Source organism: Vibrio sp. 10N.247.311.47, from assembly GCF_041467535.1.
Taxonomy (GTDB): Bacteria; Pseudomonadota; Gammaproteobacteria; order Enterobacterales; family Vibrionaceae; genus Vibrio; species Vibrio crassostreae_C.
On record NZ_JBFSUR010000013.1, the window covers coordinates 108,515 to 132,213 of the forward strand.

General features: G+C 46.5%; 20 protein-coding genes. 14 read left to right on the plus strand and 6 right to left on the minus strand.

Annotated elements, in window-relative coordinates; translation table 11 throughout:
• Positions 1 to 59 precede the first annotated feature (59 nt).
• Both AB6E51_RS11050 and AB6E51_RS11055 read right to left on the minus strand, forming a co-directional pair.
• The gene (locus AB6E51_RS11050; protein WP_136974344.1) at positions 60 to 3,491 is read right to left on the minus strand and encodes a PAS domain-containing hybrid sensor histidine kinase/response regulator; all 3,432 of its coding nucleotides are present in this window, start codon (positions 3,489 to 3,491) and stop codon (positions 60 to 62) included.
• A gap of 118 nt (positions 3,492 to 3,609) precedes the next feature.
• Complete coding sequence (locus AB6E51_RS11055) at positions 3,610 to 4,806, minus strand: 3-phenylpropionate MFS transporter (RefSeq protein ID WP_017062710.1); 1,197 nt, start codon at positions 4,804 to 4,806, stop codon at positions 3,610 to 3,612.
• A 232-nt stretch (positions 4,807 to 5,038) separates the two neighbouring features.
• Between AB6E51_RS11055 and AB6E51_RS11060 the strand changes: the two genes are divergently transcribed.
• The 9 genes from AB6E51_RS11060 to fis all read left to right on the plus strand — a co-directional run bounded on the left by AB6E51_RS11060 (position 5,039) and on the right by fis (position 14,827).
• Positions 5,039 to 6,871, plus strand: coding sequence for a DUF294 nucleotidyltransferase-like domain-containing protein (locus tag AB6E51_RS11060; RefSeq protein WP_102394135.1), 1,833 nt, complete (start codon positions 5,039 to 5,041; stop codon positions 6,869 to 6,871).
• A gap of 10 nt (positions 6,872 to 6,881) precedes the next feature.
• Entirely contained in the window at positions 6,882 to 7,514 is a 633-nt protein-coding gene (locus AB6E51_RS11065; protein ID WP_017062708.1) for a 3'-5' exonuclease, read from the plus strand.
• A gap of 218 nt (positions 7,515 to 7,732) precedes the next feature.
• Positions 7,733 to 9,682 (plus strand): acetate--CoA ligase, encoded by a 1,950-nt coding sequence (gene acs / locus AB6E51_RS11070; protein WP_009844693.1) that lies wholly within the window; start codon positions 7,733 to 7,735, stop codon positions 9,680 to 9,682.
• A gap of 322 nt (positions 9,683 to 10,004) precedes the next feature.
• Positions 10,005 to 10,454: a type II 3-dehydroquinate dehydratase gene (aroQ, locus tag AB6E51_RS11075; RefSeq protein ID WP_010435475.1), complete on the plus strand. Its 450-nt coding sequence runs from the start codon at positions 10,005 to 10,007 to the stop codon at positions 10,452 to 10,454.
• A gap of 74 nt (positions 10,455 to 10,528) precedes the next feature.
• Entirely contained in the window at positions 10,529 to 10,981 is a 453-nt protein-coding gene (gene accB, locus AB6E51_RS11080) for an acetyl-CoA carboxylase biotin carboxyl carrier protein (RefSeq protein WP_017062707.1), read from the plus strand.
• A 15-nt stretch (positions 10,982 to 10,996) separates the two neighbouring features.
• Positions 10,997 to 12,340: an acetyl-CoA carboxylase biotin carboxylase subunit gene (gene accC / locus AB6E51_RS11085; RefSeq protein ID WP_017062706.1), complete on the plus strand. Its 1,344-nt coding sequence runs from the start codon at positions 10,997 to 10,999 to the stop codon at positions 12,338 to 12,340.
• 170 nt (positions 12,341 to 12,510) lie between these two features.
• Entirely contained in the window at positions 12,511 to 13,398 is an 888-nt protein-coding gene (gene prmA / locus AB6E51_RS11090) for a 50S ribosomal protein L11 methyltransferase (RefSeq protein WP_017055901.1), read from the plus strand.
• Positions 13,399 to 13,538: 140 nt separating this feature from the next.
• Positions 13,539 to 14,507, plus strand: coding sequence for a tRNA dihydrouridine synthase DusB (dusB, locus tag AB6E51_RS11095; protein ID WP_032546269.1), 969 nt, complete (start codon positions 13,539 to 13,541; stop codon positions 14,505 to 14,507).
• Between the two features lie 23 nt (positions 14,508 to 14,530).
• The gene (gene fis / locus AB6E51_RS11100) at positions 14,531 to 14,827 is read left to right on the plus strand and encodes a DNA-binding transcriptional regulator Fis (protein WP_004729744.1); all 297 of its coding nucleotides are present in this window, start codon (positions 14,531 to 14,533) and stop codon (positions 14,825 to 14,827) included.
• An 88-nt stretch (positions 14,828 to 14,915) separates the two neighbouring features.
• On the opposite strand, the gene zntR is transcribed toward fis, so the two are convergent.
• On the minus strand, positions 14,916 to 15,356 hold the full coding sequence (gene zntR / locus AB6E51_RS11105; protein WP_017062704.1) for a Zn(2+)-responsive transcriptional regulator: 441 nt from the start codon (positions 15,354 to 15,356) through the stop codon (positions 14,916 to 14,918).
• 325 nt (positions 15,357 to 15,681) lie between these two features.
• On the opposite strand from zntR, the gene purH reads away from it, so the two are divergent.
• Together purH and purD are read left to right on the plus strand one after the other, a co-directional pair.
• Positions 15,682 to 17,292: a bifunctional phosphoribosylaminoimidazolecarboxamide formyltransferase/IMP cyclohydrolase gene (gene purH, locus AB6E51_RS11110; RefSeq protein WP_229647409.1), complete on the plus strand. Its 1,611-nt coding sequence runs from the start codon at positions 15,682 to 15,684 to the stop codon at positions 17,290 to 17,292.
• A gap of 105 nt (positions 17,293 to 17,397) precedes the next feature.
• Positions 17,398 to 18,687, plus strand: a complete 1,290-nt coding sequence (gene purD / locus AB6E51_RS11115) for a phosphoribosylamine--glycine ligase (protein WP_372057589.1) — start codon at positions 17,398 to 17,400, stop codon at positions 18,685 to 18,687.
• A 181-nt stretch (positions 18,688 to 18,868) separates the two neighbouring features.
• On the opposite strand, the gene AB6E51_RS11120 is transcribed toward purD, so the two are convergent.
• On the minus strand, positions 18,869 to 19,567 hold the full coding sequence (locus AB6E51_RS11120; protein WP_017063655.1) for a DUF1481 domain-containing protein: 699 nt from the start codon (positions 19,565 to 19,567) through the stop codon (positions 18,869 to 18,871).
• Between the two features lie 47 nt (positions 19,568 to 19,614).
• Positions 19,615 to 19,887, minus strand: a complete 273-nt coding sequence (gene hupA, locus AB6E51_RS11125) for a nucleoid-associated protein HU-alpha (RefSeq protein WP_004729753.1) — start codon at positions 19,885 to 19,887, stop codon at positions 19,615 to 19,617.
• Positions 19,888 to 20,157: 270 nt separating this feature from the next.
• Here hupA and AB6E51_RS11130 point away from each other — a divergent pair, with 270 nt between their 5' ends.
• Complete coding sequence (locus tag AB6E51_RS11130) at positions 20,158 to 21,309, plus strand: CNNM domain-containing protein (RefSeq protein WP_372057588.1); 1,152 nt, start codon at positions 20,158 to 20,160, stop codon at positions 21,307 to 21,309.
• Positions 21,310 to 21,413: 104 nt separating this feature from the next.
• Here the strand turns inward: AB6E51_RS11130 and AB6E51_RS11135 are convergent, their stop codons facing one another.
• Complete coding sequence (locus AB6E51_RS11135; RefSeq protein WP_017062699.1) at positions 21,414 to 22,001, minus strand: YjaG family protein; 588 nt, start codon at positions 21,999 to 22,001, stop codon at positions 21,414 to 21,416.
• A 71-nt stretch (positions 22,002 to 22,072) separates the two neighbouring features.
• On the opposite strand from AB6E51_RS11135, the gene AB6E51_RS11140 reads away from it, so the two are divergent.
• Both AB6E51_RS11140 and AB6E51_RS11145 read left to right on the plus strand, forming a co-directional pair.
• The gene (locus AB6E51_RS11140) at positions 22,073 to 22,999 is read left to right on the plus strand and encodes a D-2-hydroxyacid dehydrogenase (protein ID WP_017063654.1); all 927 of its coding nucleotides are present in this window, start codon (positions 22,073 to 22,075) and stop codon (positions 22,997 to 22,999) included.
• Positions 22,999 to 23,592: a uracil-DNA glycosylase family protein gene (locus AB6E51_RS11145; RefSeq protein WP_017065640.1), complete on the plus strand. Its 594-nt coding sequence runs from the start codon at positions 22,999 to 23,001 to the stop codon at positions 23,590 to 23,592. The genes AB6E51_RS11140 and AB6E51_RS11145 overlap by 1 nt, the downstream gene beginning before the upstream one ends.
• Positions 23,593 to 23,699 lie beyond the last annotated feature (107 nt).

Here is a 23,699-nt window from a genome sequence, read left to right on the forward strand (position 1 = left end):
ATCTGAGGCCTTTTCACTATCCGCTCACGAACGTACTAATCCGAGCCTGTTAACCCAAACTAGCTCACTCGATTCAAGACCGCTCTTAACTTAAGTGGCTTCACTGGCTTGGCAATAAAGCGAAAGCTGTTGGCCTTTATCGCTGCCAACATGTCATCGGTTCTATCGGCACTAATGATGACCCCTTCAAAAGAGTCTCCGAGGCGCAAGCGACACTGCTGCAGGACTTCGAGACCCGTTCTGCCATTATCTAAACGGTAATCAGAGAAAATCACATCAGGTAGCCAACCCTCATCTAGGCACTGCAAGCTTTCGACCAAATCAACCGCCGTCTTAACCTCACAGCCCCAACGTCCGATCAGGTTTTCCATACCGACTAAGATTTCTCGTTCATTATCGACACACAATATCTTGAGATGTTCGATGTCGCTGGTCGCCATTGGCGTCGAAGCTTGCACAACTGGAGCCACTTTTTCCGCTCTAGCTAAAGTGATGGAAAAGACACTGCCTTGCCCCGGCCATGAGCGCATCGAAATTTGATGGCCAAGCACATGAGCAATACCTTTCGAGATTGCTAACCCTAACCCCAATCCTTGATCGGCTCGTACTTGGCTGCCACGAGTAAACTCTTCAAAGATTTCTTGTTGCTTGTCTTCATCGATACCGGTTCCATTATCCCACACATCAATTCGAACCTGTCCATTGACTCTTCTCGCACCCAGTACCACTTTCCCTTCCGGGTTGTAGCGGAACGCATTGGTCAAAAAGTTCTGAATCACACGCCTCAACAGCTTAGGGTCTGAATGAATGAACAATGACGACGGAATCATCTTAAACTCAATTTTCTGTTGTCTCGCTAGAGCGCTAAATTCCGCGTTCAAATTGGTTAATACGTCATGCACGGCAATCGCGTGAATGTTGGTTTCTAACTTTCCGGACTCCAATCGAGAGATATCTAGCAAGTCACCAATCAAATCTTCTGCGGCGCCAAGTGCACTCTCGATGTGAGATGACAATTGCTTCACCTCTTGCTCTTTTGCCACCTCAGACAGTGACGAAGCAAATAGACGTGCGGCATTGAGCGGCTGCATCAAATCGTGGCTTACCGCGGCTAGAAAACGACTCTTAGATTGTGATTCTTGATCCGAAATCTGCGTGGCTTTTACCAAGCGATGATTCAGTTTTTCGAGCTCTTGAGTTCGCTCATGCACTCTCGATTCCAAGCTTTCATTGGCATCTTTTAGCGCTTGCTCTGCTTGTCGGAATACCGTGATGTCGGTAAAGCTCATCACAAAACCACCACTTGGCATTGGGTTACCTTGCACCTCAATCACTCGGCCATCAGGACGAATACGAGAAGAGGTGTGTCGAGTGCCTTGCTCAAGGTGATAAACACGGCGGCGAACGTGATCTTCCGGGTCACCTGGGCCACACAACCCTTGCTCGGCATTATGACGAATCACGTCTGAAATGGGTCGCCCAACCTGAATCAAACCCGCAGGGAATTCAAACAATTCTAGGTAACGCTGATTCCATGCAACCAGCCTCATTTGTTTGTCGATTACTGCGATGCCTTGGCCAATATGTTCAATCGCGCCTTGCAGTAAACCGCGACTGAAGTCGTACAGCTCCGAGGCTTCATCAACGATGGTCGCGACTTCTTCAAGCTGCATGTTTCTTCCCTGCAAAGCAGAAGTAAGTACTAACTTAGCAGATGAAGCACCGAATACACCGGCGAGCACGCGCTCTGCGTGTCGAATCAGACTCGCAGGCGCTTGTTGATTAGGAAGCAGCGGCTGCCCGTGTTGTTGCCAATAGCTGTGTAAAGCACTTTTCGCACGCTTACGGCCCACAAAACGCGACGCCAGCATCTCTAATTCAGCGACCGTCACTCGGTTCTGGTAAAGGCTGATATTCTCGTTTTCAGGCAGCGGCGTGCCAACAAATGCTGCTGATTGTAAGCGCTCACTTAGGCTTGGGCGAGTCGTCATCGAAACCACGGCATAGCACAAGGTATTAAGTACAATACTCAGCACAATGCCCCAGTTTGAACTGCTGATATTCCAGCTACTGAGCAGTTCTGGCGGCGTGATAATCCACAGTAAAAGGTTACTTTCACTGTCGCCAGCCAACATGCTGGTTTGGCTCATCAAGGTAATCAGCCAAATCAACGAGCCCACCATTAAGCCGACATACACGCCCTTGCGGTTACCCGGGCGCCAGTACAAACCACCAATAAGTGCTGGCGCGAATTGAGCAATCGCAGCAAAAGAAAGAAAGCCAATCGCTGACAGTGAATGGATGGTATCGAGCGCCTGATAAAACAGCCAAGCACCCAGTAACAGCAGTAAAATTAGCCCGCGGCGAATCACCAATAGCAGGCCAGAAAAGTGTCGATGGGTTCTTTGAGTTAGGCGCATACGGCGCAGTAACAATGGCATCACTAAATCATTCGACACCATGATCGCCAAGGCGATGGTCGACACTATCACCATGCCACTTGCCGCAGACGTACCACCAAGGAAAGCCAGCAAGGCAATGTGATTAGCGCCTTCTGACATTGGCACACTGATCACATAGGTATCCGCTGGCATACCAGTAAGTAGTCCTTGTCCTGCCCAAGCAATTGGCAGCACGAACAGTCCCATCAAAATCAGGTAAAGCGGAAACAACCAACGAGCGGTATGCAGGTCTTGAGGACGTTCGTTCTCTACCACCATGGTATGGAACTGGCGTGGCAGACAGACAATCGCCAACATGGTTAAAACGGTATGAATAATTAAGGTCGGAATATTGGGTGATTCGTAGGTGGAAGCCGCCACATCAAGCAAGTCGATCTTGTCGCTGCTCATCGCCAGATACATGATGAATAGGCCAACGATCAGGAATGCCGCGAGCTTAACGATGGATTCAAACGCCACCGCCATCATCATGCCACGGTGATGCTCTGTGTTATCAATGTGTCTTGTACCAAACAGCATGGTGAAAATAGCCAAAGCACCGACCACAAACCAAGACACATGATAGTCCTGATAACCGAAGTCAGCCGCTAGGTTGGGTGCAACAATATCCAACCCCATGGTAATACCACGCAGTTGCAGAGCAATATAAGGAAGGATACCAACCACGGCGATAACCGTCACCGCCACCGCTAAGCCCTGAGATTTTCCATAACGAGCCGCGATAAAGTCGGCAATGGAGGTGATATGTTCCCGCTTCGCAATCAGGATCAGCCGCGCCAAGATCCGCCAGCCTAGTGTAAAGACTAGAATCGGGGCGAGGTAAATGGGTAAAAAAGACCAAGGGTTGTTACTCGCCTGCCCGACCGTTCCATAGAAGGTCCAAGAGGTACAATACACGGCAATCGAAAGGCTATAGATCCACGGGCGCCAACGCGATAGCCAACGAACCTGCCTGTCTCCATACCAAGCGATCAGAAATAACACGCCCAAGTAGGCTAAAGAGACTGGAATTACTATCCATCCTTGCATTGAAAACCCTTTTTTCATCCATAAAAAAACCTCTCCATAAGGGAGAGGTTTCATTTAACTAAGGATGGGTGATTAACTCAATCGCATCGCTTAAATTCTGTGCTTTAGACTCTAATTATCAGCATTTGCTGTGAGATTCTGACTGTTCCGAATCTGATTGATTAATCTCAACCACTGAACTTCTTTCATCCAACTTAATGAACAGAGCAAGTGCACCCATTGCAGCCATGCCCCAGAAGATATTTGCGCCCCAAAGCTCATAACCCCAACCACTTAAGGTGGTCATCAGTGCAATAAAGGCACCTAATGGAATCGCGTTATACAGGGCTTGTAGCGCAACCATCTTGTTTTGTTCTTCAGATTGGATGTATTGAATCGCGGCGATGTGTGCCATGGCAAATGTCACACCGTGCAGCAACTGCACCATCACCAGTGCAAAAATCGCCGTGGTTGATGCGGTTATACCCCAACGCGCCATCACCCCAATAGCCGCGACGACAAACAAAGTACGCAGTGACCAGCCTGAGAATAATCGCTTACTCAGAGCAAATACGGCCACTTCAGCAACAACACCTAAACTCCACAAATAACCGATGATAGCTTCTGAGTGACCCGCTTCTTTCCAATAAATCGCACTAAAACTGTAGTAAGCCGCATGACTACCTTGCAGCAGCGCCATCAAGGCTAAAAACTTTACCACTGACGACTCACGCAGCAGTTCACCTAGTTTTGGTCGCGCCGCTTGTTGCTCAGATTGTGTTACTGGCATCACATTGGGGTTTCTCATCGCAAGAATCAATGACAGCAACACACCGGCAAGCGCAGTATACAAAATCATGTCAGTGCCGAATTGTGCCACCAAATAGCCAACAACCGTTGAACCTGCGATAAAGGCAATTGATCCCCAAAGACGAGTTCGGCCGTAGTCGAGCATTTTCAAACGACTGTAATGGTTAGCCATCGCATCAGAAAGAGGAATGATCGGCCCACAACAGAGGTTAAACAGTACCGTTGCCAACAACATCAGTATAAAGCTGCCACCGGTGAAGAAGTGGAAACCAACAAACAGCAGCGCAGCGAAACTCAAACAGCGTAGCGCTGGCATCAAGTGTTCCACTTTATGGATACGCGGCGTAATCACTAAGTTGGCCACACAACGAGTCGCAAAGCCGATACCAATCAATACGCCAATATCACCAGCAGACACGCCTTGGTCTTCAAACCACAACGCCCAAAATGGCAAATACACGCCATACGCAAAAAAGAAACCAAGAAAATACTGAGAGATCCAGCCATAGGGTGAAGGGCTAAACATAAATGACCTATAAAGTGTGCGGAAAAAGGCAGCACCAATTATGCCTATCTCGCATACGATGAAAAAGGGAATTATTACTGGGATAGTATTCCCATATTCAATGGGTCTGGATATCGCATTTCAACAAGAGATTTCACGCTCATCAATACTCATACTCGCATTTAGACTAAAGTCGTCTGGAGCTTCGCTGGTATTTTGTCAGACTGATTAAAGACTCCCATTTCTTCTTGTGATGCTTATGCCTGACAAATTTAATATGCAGCACCCGCCCTTCGATAGCCTGTCCGACGCCGAACAGTTGAAGCTTCGCTCTTCATTAGACGTGGTGTATTACCGCTCTCAAGAAGTGATACTGGAAGCTGAAAGGCCGAGCCGACACCTGCATATTTTGATCAAAGGAGCTGTTGAAGAGCGCGCGAGCAGTGATGGTGAGATTTACGCACACTATGCCAATGACGATATTTTTGATGTCCGCAGCCAGTTTGAACCCCACACCAAACACCAATATATCGCACTCGAAGATACATTAAGTTATCTGCTGCCCACCGATATTTTTCTTGAGCTTTACCACGCCAATGGCCAATTCGCTGCCTACTTTGATAGCAACCTATCAACACGAAAAGCTTTGATAGAAGCCGCCCAGCAGCAACAGAATCTTGCCGAGTTTATATTAACCAAAGTGGATGACTCTATCTATCACCCACCACTGATACTTGAACCAAACCAACCGATCAACCAAGTCACTCAAACCCTTAAAGAACAAGGGTTAGACTCGGCCCTAGTCCATTTGGAACATAATGATCCAAAAGCTTTTGGAACATCATGTTCCTTGTCGTATGGAATCGTCACTCGAACCAATTTATTGCATGCTGTGATGCTCGATAATTTCACACTGGATGCGCCTGTCGGTGAGATCGCAACGTTTCCGGTGATGCACGTGAACCAAGGCGATTTCTTATTTAACGCCATGATTACCATGACCAGAAATCGAGTAAAAAGGTTGATGGTTTGTGATGGTAAAAATGCGGTCGGCATGGTGGATATGACACAGATTCTCAGTGCATTCTCCACACACTCCCACGTTCTTACTTTGCGTATTGCGCGCGCCACCAGCGTTGAAGAATTGGCAATGGCATCCAACAAACAACGTCAACTGGTCGAGAGCTTGCTCAGTAATGGGATTCGCACACGCTTTATCATGGAGCTGATTTCTGCGGTCAACGAACAGATCATAGAGAAGGCTTTTGAGTTGGTGATCCCACCTGCACTGCATAATCATTGCTGCCTAATCGTGTTGGGTTCTGAGGGGCGTGGAGAGCAAATTCTCAAAACCGATCAAGACAACGCTCTGATTATTCAAGATGGTTTGGAATGGCATCAATGCCAAAGTGCCATGAACGACCTCACCCATACCCTTCAACAATTGGGTTACCCACTGTGCCCGGGCAACGTAATGGTCAACAATCCGAAATGGGTGCATTCAGAACAAGAGTGGAAACAAACCCTCACCCATTGGGTAAAAAAAGCCACGCCAGACACCGTGATGGATATCGCGATCATGGCAGATGCACACGCAGTAGCGGGGAATAGAGAGTTATTAAAACCTGTAAAGCAGCACCTCAGTGATTTAATGCTCGGACAAGAATTGATTCTGACGGAGTTCTGCCGCCCGGCGCTGAACTTCTCAGTTCCCCTGACCCTGTTTGGTAATGTGAAGCAATCTAAGTCCGGACTCGATATCAAACAAGGCGGTATTTTCCCTATCGTGCATGGTGTGAGAGCGCTTTGCCTAGAACATGGTGTCACGGTCAACAACACCTTCGAACGCATTGAGCAGCTGGTCAGCAAGAAAGTATTAGAGCAAAGTACTGCCGATAATCTCAGTGAAGCACTCAAGCAATTCTTTAAGTGGCGCTTAGCCCAAAGGCTTTCTCAGCAGCACAGCAGCAACAAGATTAACGTCAAACTGATGGAACGAGCAGACAGGGATCTGCTTCGTCATAGCCTGCACGTGGTGAAGAAATTCAAGCAATGGCTCGGCTACCACTATCAGATACGGGATTAGGCATTGAACGATGAATAGGTTGGTTCGCTATTACTGGCATCACAAGCTCAAAGGCTCCCTCTATCAGCCTCTGTTTACCGCGCCTATTGATCATGAATATGTATCGCTCGATTGTGAAACCACCAGCCTAGATCCCAATCAGGCAGAATTAGTTACCATTGCCGCGACCAAGATCATCGGTAACCGAATCATTACCAGCCAACCTTTTGAAGTCCGGTTGCGCGCCCCCCAATCGCTCGATTGCAATTCAATAAAAATCCACCGTATCCGTCATCAAGATCTAAAGCACGGCATCGAAGAAAAACAGGCTTTAATCGAGCTACTGAACTTCATTGGAAATCGTCCTTTAGTCGGCTATCACATCCGCTATGATAAAAAAATTCTCGACCGCGCCTGTTTAAAACAGCTTGGATTTCCACTGCCTAACCGATTAGTCGAAGTGAGCCAACTCTATCAAGACAAACTCGAAAGACAGCTGCCCAATGCCTATTTTGATCTCAGTATGGACGCCATCTGTCGCCAACTCGATTTACCTATCCCGGTCAATAAACATGATGCATTACAAGACGCTATCTCCGCTGCGCTGATCTTTGTGCGCCTGAAACATGGTGACCTTCCCCGTTTCAACTCTTCTTATTCTTAATTCAACCACTGGCGCTTCACATAGAGAGCAACATCTCAAAATTGAACTTAACTCGCTATTTTGTAAGTGAAAAGCAGCGTCTCATCCTAAAGTCTAATTGTGGAAATCGCCGTCCTAGCCGAGAGTGATAACACAAAGACGGTTCTGTAATAGACCTAGAAACTGAACACAAAGGAAGTTGCCAGTTCATTAGGAATGTAGGCACAAGGAGAGATGCAATGAGTGAAGCCCACGTTTATCCGGTAAAAGAAAATATTAAATCAACCACACACGCGGATAATGACACTTACCTAGCCATGTACCAGCAATCTGTTTCTGACCCTGAAGGCTTTTGGGGTGAACACGGAAAAATCGTTGATTGGATCAAACCTTTCACACAAGTAAAAAACACCTCTTTCGACCCTGGCCACATTGATATTCGCTGGTTTGAAGATGGCACGCTTAACGTTTCGGCTAACTGTATCGACCGCCACCTTGCTGAGCGCGGTGATGAAGTCGCTATCATCTGGGAAGGCGATGACCCGGCAGATGATAAAACTCTAACTTTTAATGAACTGCATAAAGAAGTGTGCCTGTTTTCGAATGCTCTAAAAGAGCAAGGCGTGCGCAAAGGTGATGTGGTTTGTTTATACATGCCAATGGTGCCAGAAGCGGCAGTAGCCATGCTGGCGTGTACCCGTATCGGTGCGGTTCACACAGTCGTATTTGGTGGTTTCTCACCAGAAGCACTGTCTGGTCGTATTATCGATTCAAATTCTAAAGTCGTTATCACTGCCGATGAAGGCGTGCGTGGCGGCCGTGCTGTTCCACTGAAAAAGAATGTCGATGAAGCACTGACGAACCCTGAAGTGAAAAACATCGAGAAGGTTGTTGTATTCAAACGCACTGGCGGTGATGTGGCATGGCACGAACATCGCGATGTGTGGTGGCACGATGCTATTGCTAATGTATCTGCAGATTGCCCACCAGAAGAGATGAACGCAGAAGATCCACTATTCATCCTTTATACGTCAGGCTCAACAGGTAAACCTAAAGGCGTTATGCACACCACAGGTGGCTACCTTGTTTATGCTGCGATGACCTTCAAATACGTATTCGATTACCAAGAAGGCGAGACTTTCTGGTGTACAGCCGATGTGGGTTGGATTACCGGTCACACATATCTTGTTTACGGACCGCTTGCTAATGGCGCAAAAACGATTCTGTTTGAAGGCGTGCCAAATTACCCGAACACCAGCCGCATGAGCGAAGTGGTCGATAAGCACCAAGTTAATATTCTTTATACGGCGCCAACGGCTATTCGTGCATTGATGGCGAAAGGCAATGAAGCCGTTGAAGGTACTTCTCGTGACAGCCTAAGAATCATGGGCTCAGTGGGTGAACCCATCAACCCAGAGGCGTGGGAGTGGTACTACAAAACAATCGGTAATGAGCAATCTCCAATTGTTGATACATGGTGGCAAACAGAAACGGGCGGTATCTTGATTGCACCGCTACCAGGCGCAACAGACCTGAAACCGGGCTCTGCAACTCGTCCATTCTTCGGTGTGCAACCGGCACTGGTTGATAACATGGGTAACATCATTGAGGGTGCAACAGACGGCAACCTAGTGATTCTTGACTCTTGGCCAGGCCAAATGCGTACCGTTCATGGCGATCATGACCGCTTCGAACAGACTTACTTCTCGACCTTTAAAGGCATGTACTTCACCAGTGACGGCGCTCGTCGTGATGAAGACGGTTACTACTGGATTACGGGGCGTGTCGATGATGTACTTAACGTATCAGGTCACCGTATGGGTACTGCTGAGATTGAATCGGCTCTAGTCGCGTTCGATAAGATTGCAGAAGCCGCGATTGTGGGCATCCCTCATGATATTAAAGGCCAAGCGATTTACGCTTACATCACGCTGAATGATGGTGAGTTCCCAACCGCAGAGCTTCATAAAGAAGTAAAAGACTGGGTACGTAAAGAGATTGGCCCAATTGCAACGCCAGATGTACTGCACTGGACCGACTCTCTACCAAAAACTCGTTCGGGTAAAATCATGCGTCGTATCCTGCGTAAAATCGCGACTGGCGATACAGGTAACCTAGGTGATACCTCGACACTGGCCGACCCAAGTGTGGTTGATAAGCTGATTGCCGAGAAAGCAGAACTGGCATAAGCAACCAGTCACAGCAGCTAATCACTGTTTAAAACAGCACTTTCTAAACCGTCACCTATGTGGCGGTTTTTTTATGGCTGATCTTGATCTCAAATATCCCGCCCCAAATTAAGGCTAAGACGCTTTTTTGTTAAGTTGGTAACAATTCCAAGCTGTATCAATATGAGATTAGACCAGTAAATTGCTGCGATTTGCGCTGAATTAGCTATAATCTGGTTCTAATTTTTAAATTTGGGTTTTTCTCACTGGAAATTAACCGTAAATTTTCAATAAAATGGCAACATTCACGTTCGTAAACACGATAAAGGAAGATAGCCCCACGATGTCTACAAAGTTTCGCATTCTAGTTTTAAATGGCCCAAACCTTAACCTGTTAGGCCTTAGAGAGCCTGCACACTACGGTTCTCAAACACTTGACCAGATTATTAGCTCACTGACCGAGCAAGCGAAAGCACACGATGTTGAGCTATCTCACTTACAGTCAAATCGTGAGTACGAACTGATTGAAGCTATCCATAGTGCTTATCAAAATGTTGATTTTATTATTATCAACCCAGCAGCCTTTACACATACCAGTGTGGCACTGCGTGATGCACTACTTGGCGTTGCCATACCATTTATTGAGGTTCATCTATCGAATGTTCACGCGCGTGAACCATTCCGTCACCACTCTTACCTATCTGATAAAGCAGAAGGTGTGATTTGTGGCTTAGGTGCCCAAGGTTATCAATTTGCTTTGACCGCTGCGCTCAGCAAGCTCAACTCAAAGTAAACATAAACAACGAACTATTACTAACCTACTCAGTCATAGAGTAAGTTCAATTAACAGATAAAGAGAAAGAAACAATGGATATTCGCAAAATCAAAAAGCTAATCGAATTGGTTGAAGAGTCTGGTATTTCTGAGCTAGAAATCTCTGAAGGTGAAGAGTCAGTACGAATCAGTCGTAACAGCACTGCACCTGTAGCACCTGTTCAATATGCAGCTGCTCCAGCACCTGTAGCGGCAGCAGCTCCTGCGGCGGCACCTGTAGCAGCAGAAGCAGCAGCTCCTGCAGTTCCAGCTGGTCACCAAGTTCTTTCTCCAATGGTTGGTACTTTCTACGGCGCTCCAAGCCCAGACGCAAAACCATTCGTTAAAGTTGGTCAATCTGTAACTGCTGGCGAAACGCTATGTATCGTTGAAGCAATGAAAATGATGAACCAAATCGAAGCTGATAAATCTGGTGTTGTAACAGCTATCCTAGTTGAAGACGGTCAACCAGTAGAATTCGACCAAGCTCTAGTAATTATCGAATAATAGAGAGCACTCATTATGTTAGATAAATTAGTAATCGCGAACCGTGGTGAGATTGCACTACGTATTCTGCGTGCATGTAAAGAGCTTGGCATTAAAACGGTAGCGGTTCACTCAACTGCTGACCGTGACCTTAAGCACGTACTGCTTGCAGACGAAACCATTTGTATCGGTCCAGCTCGTGGTATCGATAGCTACCTAAACATCCCTCGTATCATCAGCGCAGCTGAAGTTACAGGTGCAGTAGCTGTTCACCCTGGCTACGGCTTCCTATCTGAAAATGCAGACTTTGCAGAACAGGTAGAGCGCAGTGGCTTTATCTTCGTTGGCCCTAAAGCTGAAACCATTCGCATGATGGGTGACAAAGTGTCAGCTATCACGTCAATGAAGAAAGCTGGCGTACCTTGTGTACCAGGTTCTGACGGCCCTCTTGACGACGACGAAGCAAAAAACAAAGCGCACGCTAAACGCATTGGCTTCCCAGTTATCATCAAGGCATCTGGCGGCGGCGGCGGTCGTGGTATGCGTGTTGTTCGTTCTGAAGCAGAATTAACAGAAGCTATCGCGATGACTCGTGCTGAAGCAAAAGCATGTTTCAACAACGACATGGTTTACATGGAGAAATTCCTAGAAAACCCACGTCACATTGAAGTACAAGTGCTTGCAGATGGCCAAGGTAATGCTATCCACCTAGGTGAGCGTGACTGTTCAATGCAGCGTCGTCACCAGAAAGTTGTGGAAGAAGCGCCAGCTCCAGGTATCACTGAAGAGATGCGTAAGTACATTGGCGAACGTTGTACTCGTGCATGTATTGAGATCGGTTACCGCGGTGCAGGTACATTTGAATTCCTATACGAGAACGGTGAATTCTACTTCATCGAAATGAACACTCGTATCCAGGTTGAACACACGATTACTGAAATGGTAACGGGTATCGACCTAGTGAAAGAACAGCTACGTATTGCAGCTGGTCAGCCTCTATCATTCACTCAGGATGACATTAAGCTGCGTGGCCACTCAATCGAATGTCGTATCAATGCTGAAGATCCAGTTCGTTTCCTACCTTCACCAGGTAAGATTGAACGTTTCCACGCACCAGGCGGCATGGGCGTACGTTGGGAATCTCACATCTACACGGGTTACACAGTGCCACCACACTACGATTCAATGATTGGTAAGCTGATCACTTACGGTGAGAACCGTGATGTTGCTATCGCTCGTATGAAGAACGCATTGGGTGAAATGATTGTTGAAGGTATTAACGTTAATACTGAGCTTCAACTGTCTATTATGAACGACGAAAACTTCCAACACGGTGGTGCAAACATCCACTACCTTGAGAAGAAACTTGGTTTGTCATAATCCGTTCGTTTAAGAACAGTCAAAATGCTCACTTCGGTGAGCATTTTTGTTTTTGAACCGCCGAAAAAATCAATCTTTAATCCCCATTATATTCCGTGGGGTTTTGGTGAATTTGCTCATATTTTCTGCTAGACTCGCCATCCAATTTTTCTCATATAGAAGATGCAGCCATGCCTTGGATTCAAATCAAGCTTAATGCTACCAATGAAAATGCCGAACAAATCGGCGACATGTTAATGGAAGAGACTGGTGCTCTTTCTGTAACTTTCCTGGATGCACAAGATACCCCTGTATTTGAGCCTCTGCCAGGCGAAACTCGCCTTTGGGGTGATACTGACATTCTCGCGCTTTACGACGCTGAGACTGATACTGGTGTCGTTCTAGCGCAGATTAAAGCAAGCAACATGTTCCCTGCAGACTTTGCTCATAAAGTAGAGCAAATTGAAGACAAGGATTGGGAGCGTGAATGGATGGACAACTTCCACCCAATGAAGTTTGGTGAGCGTTTATGGATCTGCCCTAGCTGGCGCGATATCCCTGAACCTGACGCTGTTAACGTAATGCTAGACCCTGGCCTTGCATTTGGTACAGGTACTCACCCGACAACGGCATTGTGTCTTGAGTGGCTTGAAGGCTTAGACCTTGCAGGCAAAACCGTGATCGACTTCGGTTGTGGCTCAGGCATCCTAGCGATCGCTGCGATCAAACTAGGCGCAGCAAAAGTTATCGGGATCGACATTGATCCTCAAGCTCTGCTTGCATCAAAAGACAACGCACAACGCAATGGCGTTGCTGAGCAACTAGAGGTGTTCTTGCCACAAGATCAACCGGAAGGTTTGCTAGCAGACGTTGTTGTTGCCAACATTCTTGCGGGTCCATTACGCGACCTTTCTGGCATCATCAAGGGCCTAGTTAAGCCAAATGGTGTACTTGCGATGTCGGGTGTTTTAGATACACAAGCAGAAGATGTTGCCACTTATTATCGTGATGAGCTTCACATTGATCCGATCATCGAACAACAAGAATGGTGTCGAATCTCAGGTCGCAAGCAAGGCTAGACAAGACTTTGGGCGCTAATTGACTGAAATTTAAACAAATTACAAAAACAAATTGTAAATGCTCAAATATTAGTCTTTTCACGCAGCGAAAAAATGCGTAAAATGCGCGCCCTTGCTGGTACAGAACTGTGATGACATTTTTGAAAATCGGAAATTATCAACTTAAGAACAATCTAATCGTCGCTCCTATGGCTGGCGTAACGGATAGACCATTCCGTGAGTTGTGTCTTCGCTACGGTGCGGGGATGGCAGTCAGTGAAATGATGTCCTCCAATCCGAAAGTTTGGAAAACGTCAAAGTCTCAGCAGCGTATGGTACATGAAGGCGAATCGGGCATTCGTTCAGTACAAATCGCTGGTGCAGATCCACAGCTTATGGCCGAGGCTGCTCAATTTAATGTCGATAACGGTGCGCAAATCATCGATATCAACATGGGTTGTCCAGCAAAAAAAGTGAATAAGAAGCTTGCGGGCTCAGCCTTACTGCAGCATCCAGAACTCATTGAAGACATTCTGAAAGCGGTGGTAAATGCTGTCGACGTTCCAGTAACGTTGAAAACGCGCACAGGCTGGGATACAGACAATAGAAACTGTGTCCAAATCGCGAAAATAGCCGAAGACTGCGGCATACAAGCTCTTGCGCTCCATGGAAGAACTCGCGCTTGTATGTACAAAGGTGAGGCAGAATACAAACACATTAAAGCAGCGAAACAAGCAGTATCTATTCCGGTTATCGCTAACGGTGATATCGATAGTCCGGAAAAAGCGAAGTTTGTGCTGGAGTACACCGGCGCTGATGCTTTAATGATAGGTCGACCTGCCCAAGGACGTCCTTGGATTTTTAACGAAATCCTACACTATTTGGAAAACGGCACCACGATGGACCCACTCCCGATTTCGGAAGTGAAAGACATCATGCTTGGTCATGTGCACGCTCTACATGAATTTTATGGAGAGTTTTTAGGCCCTCGCATCGCTCGTAAGCATGTGGGTTGGTATCTAAAAGAACATGAACAAGCGAGTGAGTTTCGCCGTACCTTCAACGCATTCGAAGCAGGTGATCTGCAGCTTGAAGCGCTAGAAGGTTTTTTTGATAACGTTGCACCATAATTACGAGAAGAGCTAGACCGAATATGTTCGAACAAAATCTGACTTCAGAAGCATTGACAGTAACTACAGTTACATCACAAGACCAAATCACGCAGAAGCCACTACGTGACTCAGTTAAAGCATCATTGAAAAATTACCTTGCTCAATTAAACGGTCAAGAAGTCAGCGAGTTATACGAATTAGTATTAGCTGAAGTTGAACAGCCACTACTAGACACTATCATGCAGTACACTCGCGGTAACCAAACTCGCGCAGCAACCATGATGGGTATTAACCGCGGTACTCTTCGCAAGAAACTTAAAAAATACGGCATGAACTAATCGTTCTTTCGTAATTTATTGAATTGAAAGCCAAGCTCATTGTTGAGTTTGGCTTTTTTTTGGCTTGTCGATCCGTGATAGTCGCTGATTACTCTCCAGTGCGACAGCAGCGACCTTTGTCGACGTTTGCTGAGTCCAAGGCTGCTAGAATCGAACAATGGCTTGCATCATCGTCTACGTGACCACAACACGCATCATTAATCTTTTTAAGTGCGGTGCGAATCTTAGTTAACTCGGTAATCTTCTCATCAATCATCTCTAGCTTTGCTGAGGTAATCGACTTCACTTCAGCGCAACTGTGCTGTGTGGCCTCGAGGCGAATCTCAAGCAATTCTTTAATCTCGTCCAAACTCAGCCCCAACGCTTTAGATTTGAGAATAAACGTCACCTGTTTCTGGTTATTTTCATCATATAGGCGATAACCCGAGTCACTGCGACTGGCTGGCGCGATCAGGTTATTCTTCTCATAAAATCGCAAGGTATCGGCTGTCACACCGCATCGCTTCGCTAATTCACCGATCTGAAACATGTTTTTTCCTACTGTTTCGTCCATTCCACAATTAACCTTATCGTTACTTTTCAGGCTGAAATGGCACTTTTCATAATTAATTTTGAGATGCCAAACGATTGCGCGAGCTTTTTTGTAATAAATTAGTTAGAATCTGCGCCATCAAATTTGGAGTTGGTTATCTTATAGCTTAATCATAAGACTAACCCAAAAGGTCTTTACCAAAACTGGCCAATATTTTATCTCTTACTGGTATCTAAGATAATCCACGCTAAGAAGATAGAAACAAGTTCTTTTTTGGCAAATATCTTTATTTTAACCCCATGAATTTGAGGAAGATGGAAGCATGAATAACGCTCGTCCAATTCGCCGCGCTCTAATCAGCGTATCAGACAAAACTGGTATCGTTGAATTTGCACAAGCTCTTGCTAACCGTGGTGTAGATATCCTATCTACCGGTGGCACTGCTCGCCTGCTTGCTGAAAAAGGCATCTCTGTTACAGAAGTATCTGACTACACTGGTTTCCCAGAAATGATGGATGGCCGTGTTAAGACTCTGCACCCAAAAGTTCATGGTGGTGTTCTAGGCCGTCGTGGCCAAGATGATGACGTGATGGAAACTCACGGTATCAACCCTATCGATATGGTTGTTGTAAACCTATACCCATTCGCAGAAACCGTTGCTAAAGAAGGTTGTACCCTTGCTGATGCTGTTGAGAACATCGACATCGGCGGCCCTACAATGGTTCGCTCTGCAGCGAAAAACCACAAAGACGTAACGATCGTTGTTAACGCACACGACTACGAGCGCGTTGTCGCTGAAATGGACACGAACGATAAATCTCTAACACTAGAGACTCGCTTCGACCTCGCTATCGCAGCATTCGAGCACACCGCTTCTTACGACGGCATGATCGCAAACTACTTCGGCACTATGGTTCCATCTTACGGTGCCTCTCTACTTGATGAAGAAGGAAAGAAGGCTGACGAAGAGTCTAAATTCCCTCGCACGTTCAACCAACAGTTCGAGAAAAAGCAAGACATGCGCTACGGTGAGAACAGCCACCAGGCAGCCGCATTCTACGTTGAAGCAAACCCTGAAGAAGCATCAGTTTCTACAGCTCGCCAGATTCAAGGTAAAGCCCTTTCTTACAACAACATCGCTGACACCGACGCAGCACTTGAGTGTGTGAAAGAGTTCGACCAGCCAGCATGTGTGATCGTTAAGCACGCTAACCCATGTGGTGTTGCACTAGGTGAAGACATCCTAGAAGCTTACGACCGTGCATTCAAAACAGACCCAACTTCTGCATTTGGCGGCATCATCGCTTTCAACCGTGAGCTAGACGCTGCAACAGCAACGGCTATCACTGAGCGTCAATTCGTTGAAGTTATCATTGCACCATCAGTTTCTGCTGAAGCAGTAGCAATCGTAGCGGCTAAGAAAAACCTTCGCCTACTTGAGTGTGGTGAGTGGACAACGAAGACAACTGGCTTTGACGTTAAACGCGTTAACGGTGGTTTGCTAGTTCAAGACCGCGACCAAGGCATGGTGTCTGAAGATGACCTTAAAGTGGTTTCTAAGCGCCAACCTACAGCTGAAGAATTGAAAGATGCTCTATTCTGCTGGAAAGTAGCGAAATACGTTAAATCTAACGCTATCGTTTACTCGAAAGGCGACATGACAATTGGTGTTGGCGCTGGCCAAATGAGCCGCGTTTACTCTGCGAAAATCGCAGGCATCAAAGCTGCAGACGAAGGTCTACAGGTTGAAGGCTGTGTGATGGCATCAGATGCATTCTTCCCATTCCGTGACGGTATCGACGCGGCTGCAGAGGCTGGCATCAAGTGTGTTATCCAACCGGGCGGCTCTATGCGTGATGACGAAGTTATCGCAGCAGCAGACGAACACGGCATGGCGATGATCTTTACGGGCATGCGTCACTTCCGCCACTAGAAAGAAAAGATACGAGAGCGCTCCGAGATGAGCAACACTATCATTTAGTGTTGCTCAGACATTTTTTAGTTCTACTACTATCAATTTTGATTGAAGGTTTAAAACATGAATGTATTGATTATTGGTGCTGGCGGTCGTGAGCATGCACTAGGTTGGAAAGCAGCACAAAACCCAAACGTTGAAACAGTATTCATCGCTCCAGGTAACGCAGGTACTGCACTTGAGCCAAAACTAGAGAACGTAAACATCGGCGTTGAAGACATCGCTGGTTTAGTCGCGTTTGCTCTAGATAAAAAAATCGAACTGACTATCGTGGGCCCTGAAGCACCATTGGTTATCGGTGTGGTTGATGCATTCCGCGAAGTAGGTTTGCCAATCTTCGGCCCTACTCAAGCTGCAGCACAGCTTGAAGGCTCTAAAGCATTCACTAAAGACTTCCTAGCTCGTCATGATATCCCAACAGGTTACTACTCAAACTTCACTGAGATTGAGCCAGCTATCGCTTACGTTCGCGAGCAAGGCGCTCCTATCGTAGTGAAAGCTGACGGTCTTGCGGCAGGTAAAGGCGTTATCGTTGCGATGACCCTTGAAGAAGCAGAAGACGCAATCAAAGACATGCTAGCGGGCAACGCCTTTGGCGAAGCAGGCAGCCGCGTTGTTATCGAAGAGTTCCTCGAAGGCGAAGAAGCAAGCTTCATCGTAATGGTTGACGGCTCTAGCGTGCTTCCTATGGCCACCAGCCAAGATCACAAACGTGTTGGCGACAAAGACACTGGGCCAAACACGGGCGGCATGGGTGCTTACTCTCCTGCGCCGGTTGTAACTCCAGAAATCCACAACCGTATCCTTGAGGAAGTTATCTACCCAACGGTACGTGGTATGGACGCAGAAGGCGCACCTTACACAGGTTTCCTTTACGCTGGCCTAATGATCGATGCTGACGGCACACCTAAAGTTATCGAATACAACTGCCGCTTTGGCGACCCTGAAACGCAACCTATCATGATGCGTATGGAGTCAGACCTTGTTGAACTTTGCCTAATGGCTATCGACGAGAAGCTCGACGAAGCAGAATCGAAGTGGGATCCACGCGCTTCTATCGGTGTTGTTCTTGCGGCTGGCGGTTACCCTGCTGACTACGCAAAAGGTGACGTTATTTCACTACCAACAAGCGAAGTTGAAGGCCAAAAGGTTTTCCACGCGGGTACGACAAATAATGAAGCTGGCGACGTTGTGACAAACGGCGGTCGTGTACTTTGTGCAACAGCACTGGGCAATACGGTTTCTGAGGCTCAAGAGCGCGCTTACGCGTTGACGAAGCAAGTTAGCTGGAATGGTATGTTCCACCGCAATGATATTGGTTACCGTGCGATTGCGCGCGAACAAGAGCAGTAAACAATCTTGTTGCTCGCTTACTTTCCAATAACAGTAAGCAAATGACAGCAAGTGAATAACAGAAAAAGGCGCCTCAATAGGCGCCTTTTATTATCTCATTTACACAAGAATCTGTATTTGTACAGACAAATAGGCACTTGGCCTACAGTAGGCCAAATACTCTCAATCCTTTGATTACTCGCTATTCTTTCAACAATGATGGCCTAACGACACAATCATGGCTGTCTTCAGCCAGCATCAGTAACTCTTCCACGCTCATCTTACCCAGTGAATCACTGCCAAGAAACGCCGCATAGCTTTCCACAGACGCCAATCGGTCAATCACGAAGCCTGGCAAGGTCTGGTTAAATTCAATGCGATCAAACTCACCACCAGCGCACGTTTTAAAAGAGCTGCCATTCCAGTAACCCTGAATCAGCCTAAGCCCTTCATCATGCTGCTTCGTTGTGGTCTCTAGAACCGACGTCGCTTCTTTCTGATAGTTTTCAAGCTGCTTGGCTTGGATAGGTAAGATTTTGCTATCAATACGATACTGTTGATACACAGCTTCGCCTGACTTATTGAAACGCACATGGACTCGATAGGGAACCAGCTCATTAGAAGAGTTACGCTGCTCGCCTTCACGAATGAATTCACGAAGCACGCCTTCTGACCAAGCATAATCAGTTTGGTACCAGCCGTAATCGCCGACAGTGACGTAGTCAGCTGAAGTATGAGGTTGTGTTAGCTTGTTTGTAACCCAGTAGAAACTCGTCGCGTCGCCCATGACTTGGCCGCCAGTGTGAGTTTCAAATTGCTCTAGGTTTTTGCGAGGGCTTGTTGAAGAACAGCCAATAAGAAATGTAGATAATAGTGAAACGAGAAGAAATGCTTTTTTCATAAAAACCTGTACCGAGGTGGAATACGACTACCTCGGTACAGTTTAGATTATTTCACTGAATCTTTCAGCGCTTTACCTGCAACAAATGCTGGAACATTTGCAGCAGCGATTTGGATCTCATCACCAGTTTTTGGGTTACGACCAGTGCGAGCTGCACGGTGGTTTACTTTAAAAGTACCAAAACCAATTAGCTGAACTTGATCGCCATCTTTAAGAGCATCTGTAACACCGCCAAGAGTCGCTTCTAGAGCAGCTTTAGCTTGTGCTTTAGAAAGGTCCGCTTTTTCAGCAATAAAGTCGATTAATTGAGTCTTGTTCATTTTAGGTTTCCCTTCTTTGTATTTTTGAATTCAATTCACTCTAAAACATAAATGCCCCATCTGGCAAAGGTTTGTCGTCGATCTTTAGCTCTAATGCCGTAGTTTTAGCCATAATATGAGTAATAACTCACAATTTGTTACTGATTTTATTAAGCAAGCCCTTGTTTAAAAGGGGCTGAGAGCAAAATTAATGATGACCTAGCCACTACTTTTTCACTATAATCCACGCTGAATCGCTGCTAAAGCGTACAATTTAATTTAAGGGCAAACATGCTGCTGCTATCTATTTACGTCTCCATTGCTATTGGAGTTTCTTTCATTTGTTCTGTTTTGGAAGCTGTACTTTTGAGTATTAGTCCGAGCTACATTGCTCAACTAAAACAAAATGGGCACCCTGCAGCAGAGTCTTTAGACAAACTGAAAACAGATATTGACCGCCCGCTTGCGTCAATTTTAACGCTCAACACCATCGCCCATACTATCGGTGCTGCGACAGCAGGTGCACAAGCGGCTGTCGTTTTTGGTAGCCAATGGTTAGGTGTCTTCTCTGCCGTGCTAACGCTAGGTATCTTGGTATTATCTGAGATTGTTCCAAAAACCATTGGTGCAACCTACTGGCGTCAACTTGCTCCTGCTTCGGCAAGCGTGCTTCGTTGGATGGTGTTCTTCCTAACACCGTTTGTATGGTTCTCAGAACAGATCACCAAACGTCTTGCTCGTGGCCACCAAGCACCAAAAATGCGTGATGAGTTATCTGCAATGGCGATTTTGGCAAAAGAGAGCGGTGAATTTGCAGAAGGCGAGTCAAAAATCCTGAGCAACCTACTGGGTATTCAAGATGTACCCGTGACTCAGGTAATGACGCCGCGCCCAGTGGTATTCCGTGTTGATGCGGAAATGAGTGTGAATACGTTCCTAGAACAACATAAAGACACGCCATTCTCACGTCCGCTGGTTTACAGCGAGCAGAGTGACAACATCATCGGTTTTGTTCACCGCTTAGAGCTGTTTAGATTGCAGCAAGTCGGTTGTGGTGAGAAAGCTTTGGGTGAAGTAATGCGCCCTATCCACGTGTTGCTGAACAACATGGGCTTGGCTAAGGCCTTTGACCAGATGATGGCAAACCGCCTGCAACTGTCTTTAGTTGTGGACGAATACGGCACTATTCAGGGCATCATCACCCTAGAAGACATCTTTGAGCACCTAGTGGGCGAAGAGATTGTCGACGAAGCGGATAAGACGACTGACATGCAAGAACTGGCGTTCCAACGCTGGGAGAAGTGGAAAGAGACACACGGTGTTATCGAAAACCGCGATGACGAGGACGAGGAAGAAACTCCAGCAGACAACGACTCTTCAGATGCAAAATCAACGAATGACGACGACGCATCAAAAGATAAGGCATCAAAAGACAAAGTGTAGAACGAAGACAAAAAAGACGCTTAATCTAAATTTGATACCGTCAGATACAACAAAGGCTCCCTAGGGAGCCTTTGTTTTTATTCGTACCTTGGTGCAATTGCGAATTATAGCGCAACACCAATGTTACTGACTGGGTCTTCACGCAGTTCGTGGCGTAGGTCTTTGATCAGCTCTAAGTCACGCTCAGTCGTTTCACGTAGAGGTCGGAAAATGGCCCACTGAACGTCCCACTCTTCACACACCGCTTCGTTTTCTTTCTGGTTTTCGTTCGTCACTTCTTCAGCGCCTTGAGCAAACTCAAGCTCAGCAACCGTCTTCACCGATTGTTGACTCACTTTAATTACCGCTTCCAACATATGTTCACGGTCAAGCAGACCATGAATTAGCGTTGCTAGGCCTTGGCATGCGTCCATTGCTGGGTAAACACCATAAAAATCAAAATCATCACCGCTAGGGAATAGCTCTTCAACCTTCTCAAGTTGACGCTCAAAGTTCACCTTTGCTGTTTTAACCGTCAGGATTTCCCAAATGCTATCCAAAACATCACGATAGATTCGAGCTTCCGCAAATTCTGTATTCTCACAAAACATGGCATAGTTAGGGTACATACGCTCACATAGACACGCCATAAAGGTAATTTGTTGCCAAGGTTCTAACTTTTCAAGACGAACCTGCAGTGGATTCTGAAGCATAGTCACTCAATAATTGCAGAAAAAGACAGCGAAAGTGTACTTGATAAACCCTGGGGGGAAAAGGTAAGCCGATGAACAATTTTACGAATAAGCTCTATATTCTTACTGAGCATGACGATACCTATACGCAACTGATTCTAAACCAGGATTTACCCGACCTAGAAATCACTCAAAACCCCAAATCAGCACAGATTGTCTTGGCGTCACCACCTCTAATCGCAGAGCGCCTCGGCGAGTTTAAAGAGCTAGACTGGGTACAGAGTACCTATGCCGGAATCAATAAACTCACTCAGCCAGATCTGCGTCAGGACTATACGCTAACCAACGTCAAAGGCATCTTTGGTCCGGCTATCGCAGAATACGTATTGGGTTACACAATCAGTCACTGTAGACACTTCCCTCATTACCACCAGCATCAACAACAACGAAACTGGCAGCCACAGCTTTATACTAGCCTAACTGACAAAACTATGGTGATTTTAGGAACAGGTTCAATCGGCAGTCATTTGGCAAAAACCGCGGCGGCTTTTGGTATTCATACCATAGGTGTCAACCGTACCGGCATCCCATCCAAACAAGAAACCTTTAAAGAGACTTTCCACATCAATGAGATAGAGGCTGCCCTTAAGCAGGCCGATATTGTGGTCAACACCTTGCCATCAACCGCTGAAACCTATCAGCTGTTGAACCAAACCACGTTAGGTTACTGCTCTAATGTGTTGCTGTTTAATGTCGGTCGAGGGGAAAGCATCGACAATAAAGCCTTGTTGCTCGCCATAAAAAACAGATGGGTAGAACACGCATTTTTAGATGTGTTTGAAAGTGAACCCCTCTCTCAGGAACATCCTTTCTGGAAACTACCGCAAGTCACCATCACTCCACACATCGCTGCACTCAGTGAGCCAAGACAAGTAGTCGAGATCTTCGCAGAGAATTACAAACAGTGGCGAGATGGCTTTACACTTAATCATGTCATCGATTTTGATAAAGGTTACTGATGTCCTCTTCGTTACTTAAAGAGATTCGACAATGCCGAGCTTGTGAGCCTCACCTATCACACGGTGCTAACCCGGTGATTCAAGCGCATCCAAACGCGCGCTTGCTGATCATAGGTCAAGCGCCGGGTATCAAGGTGCATGAGTCGTCGATCCCTTGGAATGACGCGAGTGGCGAACGATTAAGAGGATGGTTAGGGATAGATAGCGATACTTTTTACGACGAGCAAAAAGTCGCGATTGTGCCTATGGGGTTTTGTTATCCGGGGAAAGGGAAAAGTGGTGATCTTCCACCACGCAAAGAGTGCGCGGAGCTTTGGCATAACAAAGTGCTGCAATCTCTACCCAATATTCAAATGACACTGCTGATTGGCCAGTACGCACAAAACCATTACCTAACAAACAAGACCACCAGCACATTGACCGAAACCGTGCGTGATTGGCAAAGGTGGGCGCCTGAGTTTTTGCCATTACCCCACCCTTCGCCACGCAATAATATCTGGCTCAAGAAGAACCCTTGGTTTGAAAGTGAAGTCATTCCTTATATCAGGAAACACATCTCTGAGCATTTGGCCTACCATGATCCAAATACCTAATTAACTGCACACAACAAGATTAAACCGCCATCAAATGCCAATTTCAGGCAATAAAAAAGGTTCATCGCGGATTAGCGGGAACTAAAAACAAAAACGGTAGTAAGTGA